Annotated in this window: 11 protein-coding genes and 1 pseudogene; 7 read left to right on the top strand and 5 right to left on the bottom strand. The window is 33.3% G+C overall.

What is annotated here, in order from left to right; genetic code table 11:
* Window positions 1-233 precede the first annotated feature (233 nt).
* Together F6K23_RS37920 and F6K23_RS37915 are read left to right on the top strand one after the other, a co-directional pair.
* The gene (locus tag F6K23_RS37920) at window positions 234-815 is read left to right on the top strand and encodes a hypothetical protein (RefSeq protein ID WP_293165986.1); all 582 of its coding nucleotides are present in this window, start codon (window positions 234-236) and stop codon (window positions 813-815) included.
* 409 nt (window positions 816-1224) lie between these two features.
* Window positions 1225-1647: a Uma2 family endonuclease gene (locus F6K23_RS37915; RefSeq protein ID WP_375340826.1), complete on the top strand. Its 423-nt coding sequence runs from the start codon at window positions 1225-1227 to the stop codon at window positions 1645-1647.
* A gap of 898 nt (window positions 1648-2545) precedes the next feature.
* On the opposite strand, the gene F6K23_RS37910 is transcribed toward F6K23_RS37915, so the two are convergent.
* Window positions 2546-3472, bottom strand: coding sequence for a sulfotransferase domain-containing protein (locus F6K23_RS37910; protein ID WP_293165984.1), 927 nt, complete (start codon window positions 3470-3472; stop codon window positions 2546-2548).
* A 64-nt stretch (window positions 3473-3536) separates the two neighbouring features.
* Here F6K23_RS37910 and F6K23_RS37905 point away from each other — a divergent pair, with 64 nt between their 5' ends.
* The gene (locus F6K23_RS37905) at window positions 3537-4694 is read left to right on the top strand and encodes an MFS transporter (protein WP_293165982.1); all 1158 of its coding nucleotides are present in this window, start codon (window positions 3537-3539) and stop codon (window positions 4692-4694) included.
* Between the two features lies 1 nt (window position 4695).
* Here F6K23_RS37905 and F6K23_RS42570 read toward each other — a convergent pair.
* Both F6K23_RS42570 and F6K23_RS37900 read right to left on the bottom strand, forming a co-directional pair.
* Window positions 4696-4764: pseudogene (locus F6K23_RS42570) on the bottom strand (hypothetical protein); the annotation flags it as partial.
* Between the two features lie 95 nt (window positions 4765-4859).
* A complete protein-coding gene (locus F6K23_RS37900) occupies window positions 4860-6455 on the bottom strand; it encodes a DUF6492 family protein (protein ID WP_293165980.1) in 1596 nt (531 codons plus the stop codon).
* Window positions 6456-7524: 1069 nt separating this feature from the next.
* On the opposite strand from F6K23_RS37900, the gene F6K23_RS37895 reads away from it, so the two are divergent.
* A complete protein-coding gene (locus tag F6K23_RS37895; protein ID WP_367267942.1) occupies window positions 7525-8991 on the top strand; it encodes a DUF4403 family protein in 1467 nt (488 codons plus the stop codon).
* Between the two features lie 1781 nt (window positions 8992-10772).
* Here F6K23_RS37895 and murJ read toward each other — a convergent pair.
* Window positions 10773-12392 (bottom strand): murein biosynthesis integral membrane protein MurJ, encoded by a 1620-nt coding sequence (gene murJ, locus F6K23_RS37890; RefSeq protein WP_293165978.1) that lies wholly within the window; start codon window positions 12390-12392, stop codon window positions 10773-10775.
* 73 nt (window positions 12393-12465) lie between these two features.
* Between murJ and F6K23_RS37885 the strand changes: the two genes are divergently transcribed.
* Window positions 12466-12663 (top strand): hypothetical protein, encoded by a 198-nt coding sequence (locus tag F6K23_RS37885; protein WP_293165976.1) that lies wholly within the window; start codon window positions 12466-12468, stop codon window positions 12661-12663.
* Window positions 12664-14285: 1622 nt separating this feature from the next.
* On the opposite strand, the gene F6K23_RS37880 is transcribed toward F6K23_RS37885, so the two are convergent.
* Window positions 14286-15134 carry a sulfotransferase gene (locus tag F6K23_RS37880; protein ID WP_293165975.1) on the bottom strand — a complete coding sequence of 283 codons (849 nt, stop codon included), beginning with the start codon at window positions 15132-15134 and terminating at the stop codon, window positions 14286-14288.
* A gap of 168 nt (window positions 15135-15302) precedes the next feature.
* Between F6K23_RS37880 and sfsA the strand changes: the two genes are divergently transcribed.
* Complete coding sequence (sfsA, locus tag F6K23_RS37875; protein ID WP_293165973.1) at window positions 15303-16034, top strand: DNA/RNA nuclease SfsA; 732 nt, start codon at window positions 15303-15305, stop codon at window positions 16032-16034.
* A 622-nt stretch (window positions 16035-16656) separates the two neighbouring features.
* Entirely contained in the window at window positions 16657-16851 is a 195-nt protein-coding gene (locus tag F6K23_RS42565) for a hypothetical protein (protein WP_367267943.1), read from the top strand.
* Window positions 16852-17104: the final 253 nt, after the last annotated feature.

Here is a 17104-nt window from a genome sequence, read left to right as displayed (position 1 = left end):
TATCCTACAGCAATTATCAATTCTTTCCCCTTTACTCCCTACTCCCTCTTTTCTGGAAATGTCTATTAAAAAGCTGTTTGCGCAGCATGACCTAGGAAGAGCTGACCGCTAATAGCTGAATGCTTACCTTCATTTTAATTTGTATTTATAGCTACCTGCTTAATTTGTGATTATAATTTAAAATTTTTGGTAGTTTAGGGTAAGTATCTTAGTTAAAAAAGGAATATTTAGTTATGCCTAAAACTCGTTTTAGTGTGGGAGAGCATGAATTAGAGTTAATTTGTGAATCGAGTGGTAAAGAATATATCATTTACGATAATCAAATAGTTTCTGAGCAAAGAAATGTACTAAATGTACTAGCTGTATCTTCTATTCATAATTTTGAAGTTAGTGAAAGTGCCGAAGTAGCCAACTATAGTGTCAGTTTTAAAAGTACTCTTTCAGGTTTAATAAAATACAATGTGAACCGGAATAATATACAAATAAAAAAGGGTTTAATGAGTTCAATGACACTGGGTTCGCTGAGAAGCTGTTTTTTAGGCATAGGTTTACTTTTTATAATAGTTATAATAGGTAATTTAGGGTTATTTATTAATATAGAATATCTAAGCTCGATATATAGCCCTGAGGAGTTAATCGGTTTCTATATCGATCAGGGAATTACTTTAATTTTTGGAGTTTTCTTTCTGATATTTGCTTTTTGGTTAAAGAGAATTCTTTTGAAACTACCAAAACTGATAACTACAGTATTATGGATACGAATAGGAATGATGCTAGTTACAACACCTTTTGTATTCTGGAATTTTATACAATAGCAGACTTTTTCGTCTTGGTTAATATTGAGAATTTTATTTATTTGGCTGTATTGGTTTCTGTTAGAAAATTGTAAAGCTATGTCTCAAGAACTTAAATTACAACCATAGTTGCACAGTAAAAAATTAATCTAGCTAGTATAGCAAATACTTTTTTTTATCAAAATCTTGAATGCTATAGCAATCCTAAATAGGTTGTAAAATCTTATCGTATTTTGGTCTTCAAACCCAAGCAAAAATGGGATTGATATGACCAAACTCCCGACAGTTTTTTTTCAGGAATCATTTCATATTGCTACAGAACGGAAAATTTAATTTTTTTCTGTTACTGTAAGGATAAAATTATTTTAAATATTTAGCTATAATTGCTTCTCTCAAAAATTTTAGTATCACCCCAGAAGAGTATCTTCAAATGGAAGAAAAAAGCCAGATTAAACATGAATATATTGATGGAGAAATTTATGCAATGGCTGGAGCTAGTGATGCTCATGTCACAATATCTCTTAATTTAGCAGCATTGCTTCGTAGTCATGTTAGAGGTCGTGGTTGTCGAGTTTATATTTCTGACATGAAAGCCAGAATTGAAACTAAAAATAAGAATAAATTCTATTATCCTGATGTGATGGTAACTTGTGACAAACGAGACCAAGAAACTACTAATTATAAAAGTTTTTCTTGTTTCATTGTAGAAGTTATTTCTGATTCTACAGAAGCTTTTGATAGAGGAGATAAATTTGCTGATTATCAAACTTTAGATAGTTTACAAGAGTACGTTTTAATTAATCCAAAATGGCAGAGAGTAGAATGTTTTCGGCCTGGGGATAATGGGTTGTAGATATTGGGATTTTACACGGCACGGCATAAAAATTTATATTTCAACTGAAAAGTATTGGATTTGAAGGTAGTTTAGCCGACCTTTATGAAGATGTATCTTTTGAATTAGAGTCGGAAACTTAGGCATAAATAATCCTGAAGCTAATTAACTTAATTAACTACTCATAAAATTAGGCGATCGCTACTAAATTCAAAGCATTAAAATTTATTTATCAACATAACTTAGAAAGAAAAAATACATCTCTAATCTCGTTCTTGATTTTTTGCTTGTGATTGAACAATGTTGAGCATCTTAGTAAAAAAAAAGGAAGCTTTAGTTATGCCTAAAACTCGCTTTAGTGTTGATGTTTCTTGAGAATCATAGAAAGTTTATTTCTATATTTTATAAAGGCGATCCTAACTCAGGGCAAAATTTTTCAGGGTACTAAATGTCGTCAGCGATCGCGGACTTCCTCTGTCGGATTAAATATATTTTTCTACTTCTATTTATTTACCGAATAATTAATAATTAATAATTAGGGTTTGCGCTCAAAAGTCTTATGGGTAAGGGTAGGAGATAGGAGACAGGAGACAACCCACCCCTAGCACCTCCCCCGACCGTGGAGGGGAGGGGAAGACAGGAGTCAGGGGAATTATAGAGGAGGTAGAAGGAAGAATAATCAAGGGATTATTCTGCGCAACTATGCGCCTAAAATGCTAATTTTTTGAACCATTACGACCTAAAAGCTTGGACTTTTTTTTACTAAAAAATGCGCTCAACCTTTATATGTCAATGCTTTTAGATTTAATCAGCAAACCCTAATTAAATAATTCAGGTTAAAACGCGGACCCAATAAAGGTGAAAAAAAGAAATAATATTTCCTTATACTCAATTCCGTTACGGTTTTAACCAGAGGTAATTATCCATTATCCATTAATGAATAATCTTCTAGGGTAATTCCTAAAATAGATTCATCCCAATAATCTTTAAATTTAGAGCGAGACATTTTTTTTGTATATAGGTCATTGAAACGTTGATTTTGTTTATCTGTAAAATAATTACGCCAGTCTCCTACTATTCCTTTTCTTAAATGTGGAGCTTCATTTTGATTAATTATCATCCAATTACAATTAGCTTTATCATTTTTTTTCATCTCATCTAATCTACTGCCAATTGCTACTTTATCTATAACTTCTTCTGAAACTTTAATTTCCAAAAAAGCTGCTAATTTACGCAGACAAGTTTTGATATTTTTCTGCAATTCTTCGTATGTAAGGTATAAGACTTGTTGACGAGATGATAAAAATTTTTCCCAATGCAAGTGAAAATCAAACCAACTTCCATAATGTATCTGACCTGATAAATATAATTCAAAAAATTCATCCCAATTTCCCTGATAAGATATGCTCTTTTTTCCTCTCAAATGATGATACATAGAAACAGCAACATCTTTAGGATTTCTGATTAAAAATATGTATTTTGTATTCGGAAGTCCTTCGGGTATTAAATGAGGCCAGCCATGAAAAGTTAAGATTCGAGGGGATGGGAGAGATTCAAAATACTCGTAAGAATGTTCTCTAGCAGGATCTGGAGATGGAGGTAAACAAAGTTCTAGCCAGGGAAAAGCCTCCATCATAGTTAAATTAGGTTGATTGCCGTCATGAGTTAAAAGTAACAAAATCTGCTTTAGCCAAGTATTGCCAGATTTTATGTAAGAAACAAAAAAAATATCTTCATTTCTGGTTTTGAAGCGAGTCAGCATAGTATTTACTTTTTCTTCAGTAACAAATTGAGGATATACTATGCCATCTACCATGCAATACCAAGAATAATCTTGAGTTTTCATTTGAACGACCTGAATAAGTGAATTTTTTGATAGTAAAAAAAATGCTCAATTTTATAGCTTTAAGATGAATAAAAAACAAATGTTAGCCCTTGGTTTACATCGACTTTCAGTAGCTATGGTAGCTAGAGGTTTATCTCCTCTATTACCAATATATGCAATATATTTAGATGCTAATTCCCAATTAGTAGGTTACTATATGTCTTTTTTGCAAATTGCTTTAATTACTGGGAATTTTTTTGGCGGTTGGTTAGGGGATAAACTCGGAAACAAAAAAATCTTGCTTATTGCTAGTACCGTAGCTAGTATTCCAGCTATCTGGTTAATAGGTCAAGTTAATAATATTTGGCAACTAGCTACATTGACAAGTATTGTTTGGTGTTTTTATCTAGGTATTGGTATTAATCTTAATATTACTCTAGTCGGTTTATTGAGCGTACCAGAGGAAAGAGGAAAAGTATTTGGCATATTTTCTGTTATAGCAGCTTTGGCTGGATTATTAGCAGGTTTAACATTTGGTCCTATTGCCGATCTATGGGGTTATTCAACTATGTTTAAATTTGTTTGTTTGTTTTCTTGCATTTTTGCTTTATCGGAATTATTTTTGGAGGATAAACCTCTCTCTAATACTTCCTTAACAGAGAAAAGAACTGAACAGTTCACAAAAAAATGGTCGAAAGAATTTTTATCAATGCTAATAGCTACTGTTATAATGGGGTCGGTTTCTTTTGGGGGTAATTTAGGTATTTCTTTGGCTATGAACCAGCAAGGTTTTCTGTTGAGACATATTTCTTTTGTGATGGGTTTCAGTGCTAGTATTTCTTTTTTATTTTCCCCTCTAAGTGGTTGGATGAGCGATAAATTTGGTCATAAACCAATACTAATTTCATGTTATTTAATAGGTGCATTGGGCATTTTTTCTCTTGCAAGTGCAGTATCTCTATGGCAATTTTATTTAGCTGCTTGTGGAATATCTTTTTTGTCTTATGTTGCTTTAGGTCCTAGTTCTGCTCTAATAACAGATTTAGTTGCTCCAGATTTTTTGGGAAGAGGTATTTCTTTGTTTAGAACTGCACTCCGAGCAGGAGGAATTCTTGGCTTTACTTTTACTGGTAGTCTGATTGAAAAAATGGGAATAAGTTTAATATTTGCTTTGGAAGGATTAATTTTAATTTTTGCAGTTGGTTTGTTAATTCCTCAGCAATACTGGAGACAAAAATTCTAGTTTCTGTTATTCTAGGGCGACCTCTACAAATGTTTGATATTGAGACAATTAATGTGCCAATATTTCTCATAAGTAGAGAGAGACAAAAAAATGGGCGTTGCTGAATAAAAGTATGATTTTACAGGAGTAGGAATTAGGAGCTAGAAAGGATTCCTTTTTCCTTCACTATTTTATTGCCACTAATGTCATGTCTAACTCTTGGACAAGATTATTGTATAGAGAACTTTGTTGCAAAAGATATTCTGTATCATCAATCCGATTTCTCTCACGTTCATACCAAAGTTCACTAGGGATATAGCGAGTTTCTACCAACTCAAAATTCACACCCAAATATATACCCAGTGGCGTAGTAGGATATCCTTTTTCCTGTCGCTCTTTGTTTAGTTTTTGAGAAAACATACTTAAACCATAGGGAGTAATTGGACGTACATGAGTAGGGTCATGTAGGAGGTTATCGTGGCGATGGTGGGGAACTTTGATATGCACCTTTGCCCCTGGTTTACATATTCTGTATATTTCCTGAATAATTTTCAGATAGATTTCTGTCTGTTGTCCCAGATGTTCTAATACATGACTCATTTCAATTTCTGCCACGCTATTATTTTCCCACGGCCAAGGAAATGTTTCTAAATCTAATCTAATGTCAGGATCTCCAAACTTGTCTACATTGATATAACCATCTAGATGTCTCGCTCCGCACCCTAAATTTAAGCATAGGTCAGATTTAAATTTGCGCGGGTTCCATTGAGAACGTTGCTCTTCAATATGGGTATTTTTTCTATCTTTCTTGAGATGTCGCGGACTACTTTCAAAAGATAAAGAGGAGGGAAGCGCATCTGGTTCGTATTTTTCTCGAATAAAAGATTCTATATCTATATATGAAGGAGAAAAGATAGCTGGATTAGATACTATTGATTGGTAACTATTAATTTCAGTAGAAAATATTCTCGACTGATAACTTCTCAATGCAGCAGAAAATAGACCAGTACCATCATCAAAAAATCGCTCAGTTGTAGCTCCATAATTTTCGTATGGATAAAAAGCTAGGTCAGCAGGAGCTTTTGCTGCTACCCATGAAATGTAACACCAATATTCACTAAAGGTTTCAAATTGATTAGCAGAGCGCATCATCAATAATAACCAGTTTTCGTCTGATTGAAAATAGCTTTTTATTTGGTTTTTAAATGATTTTAGATGTTCTTGTTTGAACCACATATGATGGGGAATAAATGTACCTTCATGGTCTGTAAGTGGCTCAACCCCAAGTACCGAGGTAATCCATTTAGCCCATTTTGATACGATATGAGGATTACCATATTTATTGTGTTGTAAAAGTGCAAATTTGTGTTGTGTAGTTTCTTGATGAGTACTTATGAGTTGCCAAGTATTAACAGGAAGTAGGTCGCTATCCCAAACAACAAACCATTCGCTTAGGTTATCAATACCTTCATAAGCACCAAGTTTTAATAACTGCTGATAAAACCAACCAGGATTATAAAGTGATTTACCTAAATCAAGTTCTGAACAAATTGCTTCTTTTGTCAGACCATTATTTTGAAAAAAGTATTCTTCCTTGTGGGTATAAAGTGAAGTAACTTGCCATTCTTTAGCTTTTTGTTCTAATAATTGTGCCTCAGTTTCTGGAGCTATTATGTGGATAGTTCGAGGTTTGTAGTGGTGAGTAATTCCTTCTATAACAGCTTGGGTATTCCAACGCACTTTGTAAAGGGGGATAACAAAATCGAATGTTTCTTTTGACATAATTTTAGACAATTTTCTCTCCATACTTCAGATAAGTTGACTTGCTGAGTTTTTCCACTCAGAATACCTTTGATTCTTAGTGAGTATTTAACCAGGAAGGATAATATTCTATTCATAAAAATTCTGTTTTGTCAAATGTTAATAGTAAGCATTTCCTGCGGACTGCTGCGCAAACAGCTATTAGCATTCAGCTTTTCCTGGATCATGCCTTCGCAAACAGCTTTTGAACGTAATAACTTACTAAGGTTAGCTAAGGATCAATTTGATTCATATTTAACTTCTTGGAGACTAATTCCTATTTCCTGGATAATGAGTTAATAATTCATAGCTTATAACTGATAACGCGGTTCCTATGTAAGAGTCTAGCTGATGGCTAAATCTTTATTGTTAATCTATTTTTATTTGTGATTTTATTGCGAACTAAAATAATATAGTTACAGTAAACAAGGGGGGAAAAGGGAGTAGGGAATGGGAAAAATTATGCTTATATTTTTCTAATTTGTCAAACCCACGGGGTAAGCATTCAGATATTAGTTTTAGCTTTTCCTAGGGAATGCGCTCGCATTCAGCTTTGGAACGTAATAATAATACTAATTTCATAAAATATTGCTATAGTGGCTTTGTTTTTAGGAGTCAACCCACCCCTCGCCCCTCCCCCTCCCAGGAGGGGAACTCAGAACTCAGGAGGTAAGAATTTATAATATTTATTTTTTCTGAGAGTAAAACAGTTCCATGATTGACTCAAAATAATTATTAAACTATAAGAAATTGTTTTTTATCAAGGGATAATTTGATTTTTTTTCCCGATGTCTTCAGCAAATTTACTAACTGTTTTGTCATCATTTTACTGTAACTATCTATGCATTCATTTAGTATAACTTACTAAGGTTAGCTAACGTTCAATTTCATTTATATTTCACTCTTTGGAGACTAATTCATCTTTCCAATATATGAGTTAATAACTCATAAATTATAGCTGATAGCTAACGACTGAATGTTTACCCCACGGCTTATTTACTTGAGGGGGTAAGCAAAGTTTCAATATTTTAAATTTATACAAATAAAATCAATGAAAATATCCTCTATTCCACGAGTAATAAAATTTTTTATTTTAATGATATTCGTGCTAATTGTTATTATTTTTTCTTCGAGAGCAGCTTTTAAGGGAATAAATATTCAACCTAAACTGCCGGAGTTTACGTCAGCTAATACATTACAACCTGAACGTAGTGAAAGTATATTAAATCTACCTGTAAAAATTCCTTTGACTGATATTGAGAAAGCATTGAATCTGAATATTCCTCAGACATTTGTGGGTACAGAATCTGACCCTACAGATTTGCTCTCTAATGATAATCTTACTTACGAAATTAATCGCAAATATTTGAGTATTGGCACTAAAAGTAATCTGATAACTTTTTCAGTTCCAATATCAGGAACTGCAAGAATAAAAGGTAAAATTAATTTACTTTTTGATAAGATTCCAGTTAGTGCGCGGACAAATATTGCAGGTACAATTTTTGGTGATCTTTCTTTAGGAATAGATAATGAATGGAATATTCAACCGAATCTAAATGTATCGACTAATTTAACTAAAGCAGAAGTACCAATAAAAAATATTGGTACTATTAGTATTCGTAGTATTCTGAAAAAACAGGTGGATAAAGCTATTAATAAAGAGAAGCCTAAATTAATCGCAGAAATTGTTAAAAATTTAAACCTAAAAGCAGAAGTAACAAAACAATGGAATAATTTGCATTTGTCAGAAAAGGTAAATCAAGACCCTTCAATTTGGATTAAAACTGAACCACAAAGTGTTAGCTTTAAAGAGTTTGATTTGAGCGATGGTGAAAATGTTCAATCTGGAATTGGAATTAAAATGTTTGTAGATACTTGTATTTGTCAAGAAGTTTCTGCTATTAATTTTAAGCCGTTGCCTAATCTGACTTTCCAAGAGCAGATAATAGATAAATTTTTAATAAATTTGCCTGTGCAAGTTTCCCTTGATGAACTGAATAATACTCTTCAATCTAAAGTCAGAGGTAAATCTTTGTCTATTGATGAAAATCTGAAACTCATTGTTAATGAAATTAATTTATCTGCATCAGGTGAAAAAATTCTTGTTAAGGTTGATTTTAAGACTGATAAAGGCAGTTTGCTTCAGGGAGCAAAAGGAGTATTATATCTTTGGGGTAAAATTTTCTATGACCAAGCGTCTAATAATCTTAAAGTAGTTGAACTTGATTATGATATTGATACAAAAAATACTTTAATTTCAACAGCAGATTTCCTTTTGCAACCTGTTTTGCTTCAGCAAATTGAAGAACGTCTTTCTTTTCCTTTAAACCAAGAATTGAATCGAGCTAAAGATGAAGCTAATGAATATATTCAGAAAATAAAGTTGCCTTCTGAAATTGATGCAAATATTGAAGTTAAAACAATAGAAGTTGAAAAGGTTGTTGTGATAAATAATGATATTTTTCTTGTTTTAGTAGCAGATGGAAATATGTCTGCTCTTTTGAATTTGGGAGAGTAATTAATAAGATGAGAAAGTATATGGAAATTTTGACTAATTATTCCTGATAATGTCTGATGAATAAAAATTAGTTGACAAAAAAAACTTTCTATGGTTAGAATAAGTATAATGGAAAAGGTGCGCTCATATATACTCAGCTTAGGCCACTGAAAAATATGGTGTTGAGGGTATTTTGGTGTTTTCTCTAGCTCCTCTTCAATGAAAAAAGATAGTTTCAGGTTTTTCTGGCTTCTGATACTCAACTTTTCTACTATTGCGGATAGAGAAATAGTAGTTTCATTCTCTGAAGCACTCCGACTCAGAGGTTCGTTCTAAATTTCCGACTATTGCGGATGGAGAAATAGAATCTTCATTTTTGGAAGCACTCCACCTTGGAGGTGAGTTGTAAATTTCTGACTATTGCGGATAGAGAAATAGTAGTTTCATTCTCTGAAGCACTCCGACTCAGAGGTTCGTTCTAAATTTCCGACTATTGCGGATGGAGAAATAGAATCTTCATTTTATCAAGCACTCGCTCGGAAGGTTCGTTGGGAAATTTCTGACTATTGCCTCTAGTAAATATGAGCTTCAGGGAATGAAAAATTCCACATCAGAGGTTCGTTGGGAAATTTCCGACTATTGCCTCTAGTAAATATGAGCTTCAGGGAATGAAAAATTCCACATCAGAGGTTCGTTGGGAAATTTCCGACTATTGCGTATAGGGAAATAGTTGATTCATTTTATTAAGCACTCGACTCGGAAGGTTCGTTGGGAAATTTCTGACTATTGCCTCTAGTAAATATGAGCTTCAGGGAATGAAAAATTCCACATCAGAGGTTCGTTGGGAAATTTCCGACTATTGCGTATAGGGAAATAGTTGATTCATTTTCTGAAGCACTCGACTCGGAAGGTTCGTTGGGAAATTTCTGACTATTGCGTATAGGGAAATAGTTGATTCATTTTCTGAAGCACTCGGCTCGGAAGGTTCGTTGGGAAATTTCTGACTATTGCGTATAGGGAAATAGTTAATTCATTTTCTGAAGCACTCGGCTCGGAAGGTTAGTTGGAAAATTTCTGACTATTGCCTCTAGTAAATATGAGCTTCAGGGAATGAAAAATTCCACATCAGAGGTTCGTTGGGAAATTTCCGACTATTGCGGATAGAGAAATAGAAGTTTCATTTTCTGAAGCACTAGACTCGGAAGGTTAGTTGGGAAATTTCTGACTATTGCCTCTAGTAAATAGGAGCTTCAGGGAATGAAAAATTCCACATCAGAGGTTCGTTGGGAAATTTCCGACTATTGCGTATAGGGAAATAGTTGATTCATTTTCTGAAGCACTCGGCTCGGAAGGTTCGTTGGGAAATTTCTGACTATTGCCTCTAGTAAATATGAGCTTCAGGGAATGAAAAATTCCACATCAGAGGTTCGTTGGGAAATTTCCGACTATTGCGGATAGAGAAATAGAAGTTTCATTTTCTTAAGCACTAGACTCGGAAGGTTCGTTGGGAAATTTCTGACTATTGCGTATAGGGAAATAGTTGATTCATTTTATTAAGCACTCAGGAGGAAATTATCAAGACTACTTTTCACCTATATATATTATAGATGTAGTAGTCACAAAGAAATAAAAATATCAACGCTTTTCTTAATGCAATACATAGCACTACCTATTTAAGGTTTCTGTAGGAAAAACCTAGTTAAAAATACCTTTAGCTTTTGACTTTTGACTTACAGGTAATAGTTGAACTAGCGATCGCTTTATTAGTTAAAAAAAAAGATAAAAGCTACGAGGATGGCAAATCAAATTCCCAATTTCTGTCTAATTCGACTAACAAAAATATCAACCTCTGGCAAATTCATTTTCATTACTATCAAACCAAAAATACCTAACCCCGAAAAACTTGCTAAACCAAGCTCCAATAACTGTACAAAAAATCCCTCACTTCCCAACACCAACTGACTACCCCAAAGCACACTCCAACAAACCAAACCAGTTGCAAAAGCTCCAGCAATTAAACCAGTAAAAGGTCTTAACCATTCTCCCCAAGGCAACCCATTAATTTTCCTATTTAATAACCATAAAAAAATTACCATTGAAATTAAATTAACCCCCACCGTTGCCAAAACCAAACCAGGAGCACCAAAAGCATTAACTAACAAATAATCCAACACCACATTCAGAAAAATATTAATAACACTAATCTTAAAAGGAGTCTCTCCATCTCCCAAAGCATAAAAAACCCTAACCAAAACATCCCTTCCCAGATAAACAAACATTCCCAACGCATAAGCCATCAACACAGAAGCCACAAAATTTGATGCCGATAAATCAAAAGCATAACGTTCATAAACCACCCTCACAATAGGCAAAGCTAATGTAACCATAATCGCACTTAAAGGCAACATTGTAATTCCCGTTAATACCAAAGCTTGCCTAATTCTATATTTTAATTCATCCCAACTTTCCGGTTCCGCCAATCGAGAAAATATCGGTAAAAAAGGTACCAAAATAACATTAGAAATAATCCCCAAAGGAGTCTGTACTAACAAACCAGAATAAGCCAACGAAGCAGCAGCTTGAGGAATATAAGAAGCAAAAAATAAATCCGTATAAACATTAATATGTAACATTCCAGAAGACAAAGTAGCAGGTATCATTACTTTCGTAACTTGCCGTACTCCTGGATGTCGAAAATTAAATCTGAAACGTAACCTTCCTAAACCATTTCGCCATAACGCCGGAACTTGAATCAACCATTGTAATATTGCCCCGATCAGGGTGCCCCAGGCTAAAACTAAACCTCCAATCATGGCATATTTCGGTTGAATAATTTTTTCCCCTAACTGTAAGGCTAAAATAAAAAGTCCTCCTATTAAAGCCACACTAGAAAATAAGGGGCTAATAGAAGGCAACCAATACATATCCGCAGCATTAAGCGCTCCAAAACCAATACCAATTAATCCTGCCAGTAAAGCCATTGGGGCCATAATCTGGAATTGTTGGATAGCGATCGCCCGAATCTCTAGACCTTTTGAGGTTTGACTTAACCCTGGAGCTACTAGGTCAATTAATGGGTCGGCAAAAATAATCAGGCCAATTGTGACTAACAATAATACTCCACCAACTAAAGTGGTTATAGTTTCTACCAGTGGAGCAGCTTCTGACTTATGGCGCTTTGCTAAGACACTAACGATGGCACTATGAAAGGGTCCGTTGATGCCTCCTAATAAGACTAATAAAAACCCGGGTATGACATAAGCGTAGTTATAGGCGTCTACTGCAGCACCTACTCCGAAGGCGGCGGCGATGGCCTGTTGACGTACTAGGCCAAATATTTTACTAATTAATGTGGCCACTGCTACGATGCCAGCTATTCCTGCTAGGGAACGAGGGGATTTTTGTGATTCTGATTTAGACACGACTACAAATAGTGATGTTGCTTAAAGTTAAGTTTAATCACGATTCGGTATTGAGCGATAGGAAACCGGAGATTTGTTTTTTTCTTCTTTGTCATTAGTTTATGGGTTACATTCTCTTGGTTTGGGAACTTGTTGTCTAAATTGGAGTGTTAAAAATAAACAGGATAAGCAACTAAAAATGACTGCTGGAATTCCTGATTATGATTTAGTAATTATGATGATTGCAGTTGGTTATTTACCTGAAGAATTTAAGGTAGCACAGTCTCCCTGAAAACCTCTCAAGGAAGTATTGATAATTGAGAACAATTAGACAAAATATACATAATTTCCAAAAATTATTAAACTCTTTCTGAATCTTGTTCATATCTGAAAAATATTCAAGACAATTCTTTTTGAGAACTATTATGAGTGATTTATTGCTTGCCATTTTGCTACCAATATCTTCTTTATTAATCTCCACTTATGCTTTATTGCTGTGGATTATTCGTATATTGGGTTTTGTTCATCCCATTGTTTAGCTAGAGAAATTAAAGCAATAGTTAAACATATAGATTGTGTACTTACTGGCAGGATGCACTTAGGCATTGCTTGTCTAGGACAAGGTACTTCAATTGCTTGTATTACTTATCAGGGAAAATTTGAAGGTCTCTACTAATACTTTAACCTTGAGCCTTTATTTATCGAACCGAAAAAACTATTCGTTCCTAATCAAAATGAACTGGTAGAATTAGTACATAAATTAATCGTTCAAAGACAAAGTTTGCACGAAAAAATCATTACGGCTTACCGATCTAATCTAAAAGTATTGACATATAAAGACAAGTGCCTTTTTGGGGTCGAATTGCAGTGCCTGGGTAAGCATTCAGCTATTAGCCATCGGCTATCAGCAATAATACCTTATGCTTAAGGACGAGGTTTAAATAAATATAGACTTTGGAGTTGACTTTTAGCCAGATTTTTCTAGCTTAATTAAATATTGCTTTTAGTGAGTGATAAAAGCAATAGCTGATAGCTGACGGCTGAATGCTTACGTGCCTGGTATCATGTCTAAAACCCTCAAAAAGTTAGTATTTTAGGCGCATAGTTGGGCAGAAAAATCATTCTTATAGTTGTTACTCCTACCTCCTCTAAGTACCCCGTTCCTCCTGTCTCCTGTCTCCTGTCTTCCCCTCCTGGGAGGGGCTAGGGGTGGGTTGTCTCCTACCCTCACCCATAAGGCTTTTTCAGCAAACCCTAATTACTAAACTTGATGGTGTCAAATAACTTTCCCAAGCAAATTTTACTTCGATTATCTAATTTTTTCTAGCTGAACGAACTTTCAACTTAATTTAATTTTAGGAAAAATTCAAGCTTAGAAAGAGAAACTCAACTCTCTAAAAGGATATAAGCTGATAAAATGTCGTGCTTTTTTTCTTATAAAAAACCTCAATCTAGATTTGTAAGCATTCAGCCGTTAGCTATCAGCTATGAGTTATTAGCTCATTATCAGCTCAAAAAAGGAATTAGTCTCCAAGAAGAATTAAAATTTATAAAAAAAATTCTTCAGCTAACCTTAGTAATTTCTTGATTATTTCAAAAGCTGAATGCTGAATGCTGATAGCTGAATGCTTACCTAGATTTACATCTCAAATAAAAACACTATAGCAATTCCCTAAATGCCAAAAATGATATTTGGAGATTTGTAATTTTTTTATTATCATTATGTATATGAGTTCGCAAACCGTTAATCTCAGACATTTCAATTAATTTGAAAAAATATTATTTTTAAGACTAACTTGACTAATGTTTTAGTAAATAAAAATTAACTAAATCATATCTTGAAAATTTCAATTAGAAAAGGAACAGATTTTTTGGAAAAAATATTGTTCCTGCATTAGTTTTATTTTATTGAAATTAAATTTCATATCCAATTTGTTTTAGTTGATTTCCGGCAATTTGATTAAACTTATTTATATTGATTTTATCTGAAGTTAATTCTTGTTTATATCTATTTATTCTGGAACTATTAATTGGTTTAGATAGTTGAGCAAATTCTGGTCTTTTGCTGTTAGTAATTGTATTTTGAGAATATTGATTTGGATCTAATTGGCTAGGATGATAATCTTCTCCCAGAAAATTCATAGTTTGCTTAATTACTGTTTCTGGGTATAAGGTGAATTCTTCATACTTAACATCTAAAATATTTGGATTACTTCCTTGATTTAGCCTAGCATCTACACACTTTTTCCAATATTTAGCATATCTTTCAATGCTTTTTCCTTGAACTACGTTTACATGATTACGAGCTGAACAATAACAGTCTCGACCATCCCGATACATATTGATAAATTGTGCATTAGGAAAATATTTAGCTAAAAAATCTATTCTCAATACATGGGGTGGTGTTTTTTCAAGAAATCTTGTTCCGCCAACTTTTTTTAAGGTACATTCAGCCAATCTGTCAAAATAATCTACAATATCCTGCGATTGTTTCTGAATATCTTTTATTTCTGATTTAGTAAGTTCAGAAAATGGCAGACTAAATAATTCTTTATACATAAATATACCTGTTTCATAACCAGGACCGGTTAAATTTGGATGAACTCCTAGTATTAATTTCATGAGAGTAGTTCCAGTTCTAGGAGCGCCAAAAACAAATATATGTCTTTGATGAGATTTTGACTTAGGAAAACGCCAGATAACATTTTTAGGTAGGCGAGAAGGATTTTTTAGCAATTGACCAATTGTTTTTGTTAAAGTCATGTTAAACTCATAAAAAAATTATCAAAGTCTATAATTATCATTTTACTCAACTCTAATAAATATTATCAATAATCTATTTGTTTGATTTTCAAAGTAATTTTACCGATCATTTTTAATCAACTTTTTTTCAATTAATTTAAAAGTCACATCGTTTGTTGTCAAATAGTTATGAATAACCCTCCTAAATTCTCTTATAATTATCCCACTCTTGAGTCTGGAATTTTGATTAAACGTTATAAAAGGTTTCTGGCAGATATAGAGTTAAAATCTGGGGAAATTATTACTGCTCACTGTGCAAATACTGGCCCGATGAAAGGAGTTTGTGCTTCTGGTAGTCCTGTGATGGTTTCTCATAGTAATAATCCTAAACGAAAGTTGGCTTATACTTGGGAATTAATTCAAGTAACAGATAATGAACCGACTTGGGTGGGAATTAATACAGCTTTACCTAATCGAATTATTAAGTTAGCTTTGGCAGAATATTTATTTCCTGAATTGGGAGATTATTGTGAAGTTAAACCAGAAGTTGTTTATGGGAAAGACAAAAAAAGTAGGGTAGATTTTAAGTTAATTAGTCAGAGTCAAAATATTTATCTTGAGGTGAAAAATACGACTTGGGCAAATCAACGAATTGCTTTATTTCCAGATACAGTTACAGAAAGAGGGCAAAAGCATTTGCGAGAATTAATTGAAGTAGTTAAAAAAGGGGAAAGAGCAGTATGTTTATTTTTTATAAATCGTGGAGATTGTTATCAGTTTTCCCCAGGAGATATTGCTGATCCTAATTATGGTGAACTCTTGAGAGAAGCTGTTAAAGAAGGGGTAGAAATTTTGCCCTGTAGATTTGAAGTTACTCCTCAAGAAATTCGCTATTTAGGTATGGCGGAATTTATTAATTAGGGTGTTTTATATTGATTAATTAATTAATCTTTTCTTTTGTGGGTTTAATTCCCCACTGTCATTTCAGTTAACAGTTATCAGTTGTCAACGGGGGTGTTTAAAATTGTTTGGGCTTTGTAGATACGAAGTGGCCTGTCGAATACTATCCATAAGCAATTTTCCCTTCTGCCTTCTTCTCTATTCCCTTTTCCTTCTTCAATTATGAATCAAAACATTTCAATGTTGATTAAAGCCTTTCAACAATTAACAATTAATAATTAATAATTAATAATTACCTCTTCTTTTCAAGGAGAGGATTGACTCAAAGGAAATTGTTTTATTTTTTCTCCTTTAAAGGAGAGACTTTAAACCTTAATTATTCGGTAATAATCTAGGCTATGAATATGAAATCCTAGATGAATCTGGAAATTTAGTAGTTGTCAAAAATCGAGGCAAATCTCATGTATTTGTGAATTGGGCAGCACCGCTCAACTCATCATCAGTTCCTCATTTATGCCGTGACAAAGAATACTTTTATCAATATTTTAAATCTCATATTAATATTCCCAAAACTAAGGGTTACTTAAATCCTAATTGTAATGAGTTATATTCTAGTTATGTGAAAGATTCTAATGTAGAATAAATAGCAGATAATATTGAGCAAAACTTTGATTATCCTGTTGTATTGAAAAAAAACAAAGGCTCAAAGGGAAGAAATGTATTTAAGTGCAATGAGAGAAGTCAAGTCATAAATTCCCTTGATAAAATTTATGATTTAAGCAATTACAAATACGATTATATTGCTATTAGTCAAGAATATATTCAGATTCAGAAATAATTTAGAGCTTTGTTTCTAGAAAGTAATTTACATTGTGTATATGAGAAAAGTATTACTGGAGCAAAATTTGTCGGAAATTTAAGTAGACTGCATTGGGAAGGAGCAAAAGCTAAGATTGTATTAGATCCCACATTCCGCACTTCACAATGTAGTACGAAAAGATACATGAACGATAATCAAAATTTTAGCCAACAAATTAATAGATAGAACATAAAAAAGTGAGTGGCACAACTATTGTTGGTGAACCAGGGAG

The sequence above is a fragment of the Okeania sp. SIO2C9 genome (assembly GCF_010672455.1).
Classification (GTDB): domain Bacteria; phylum Cyanobacteriota; class Cyanobacteriia; order Cyanobacteriales; family Microcoleaceae; genus Okeania.
Note: the sequence above shows the minus strand (reverse complement) of the source record. Positions and strands in the feature narration are given on the sequence as shown.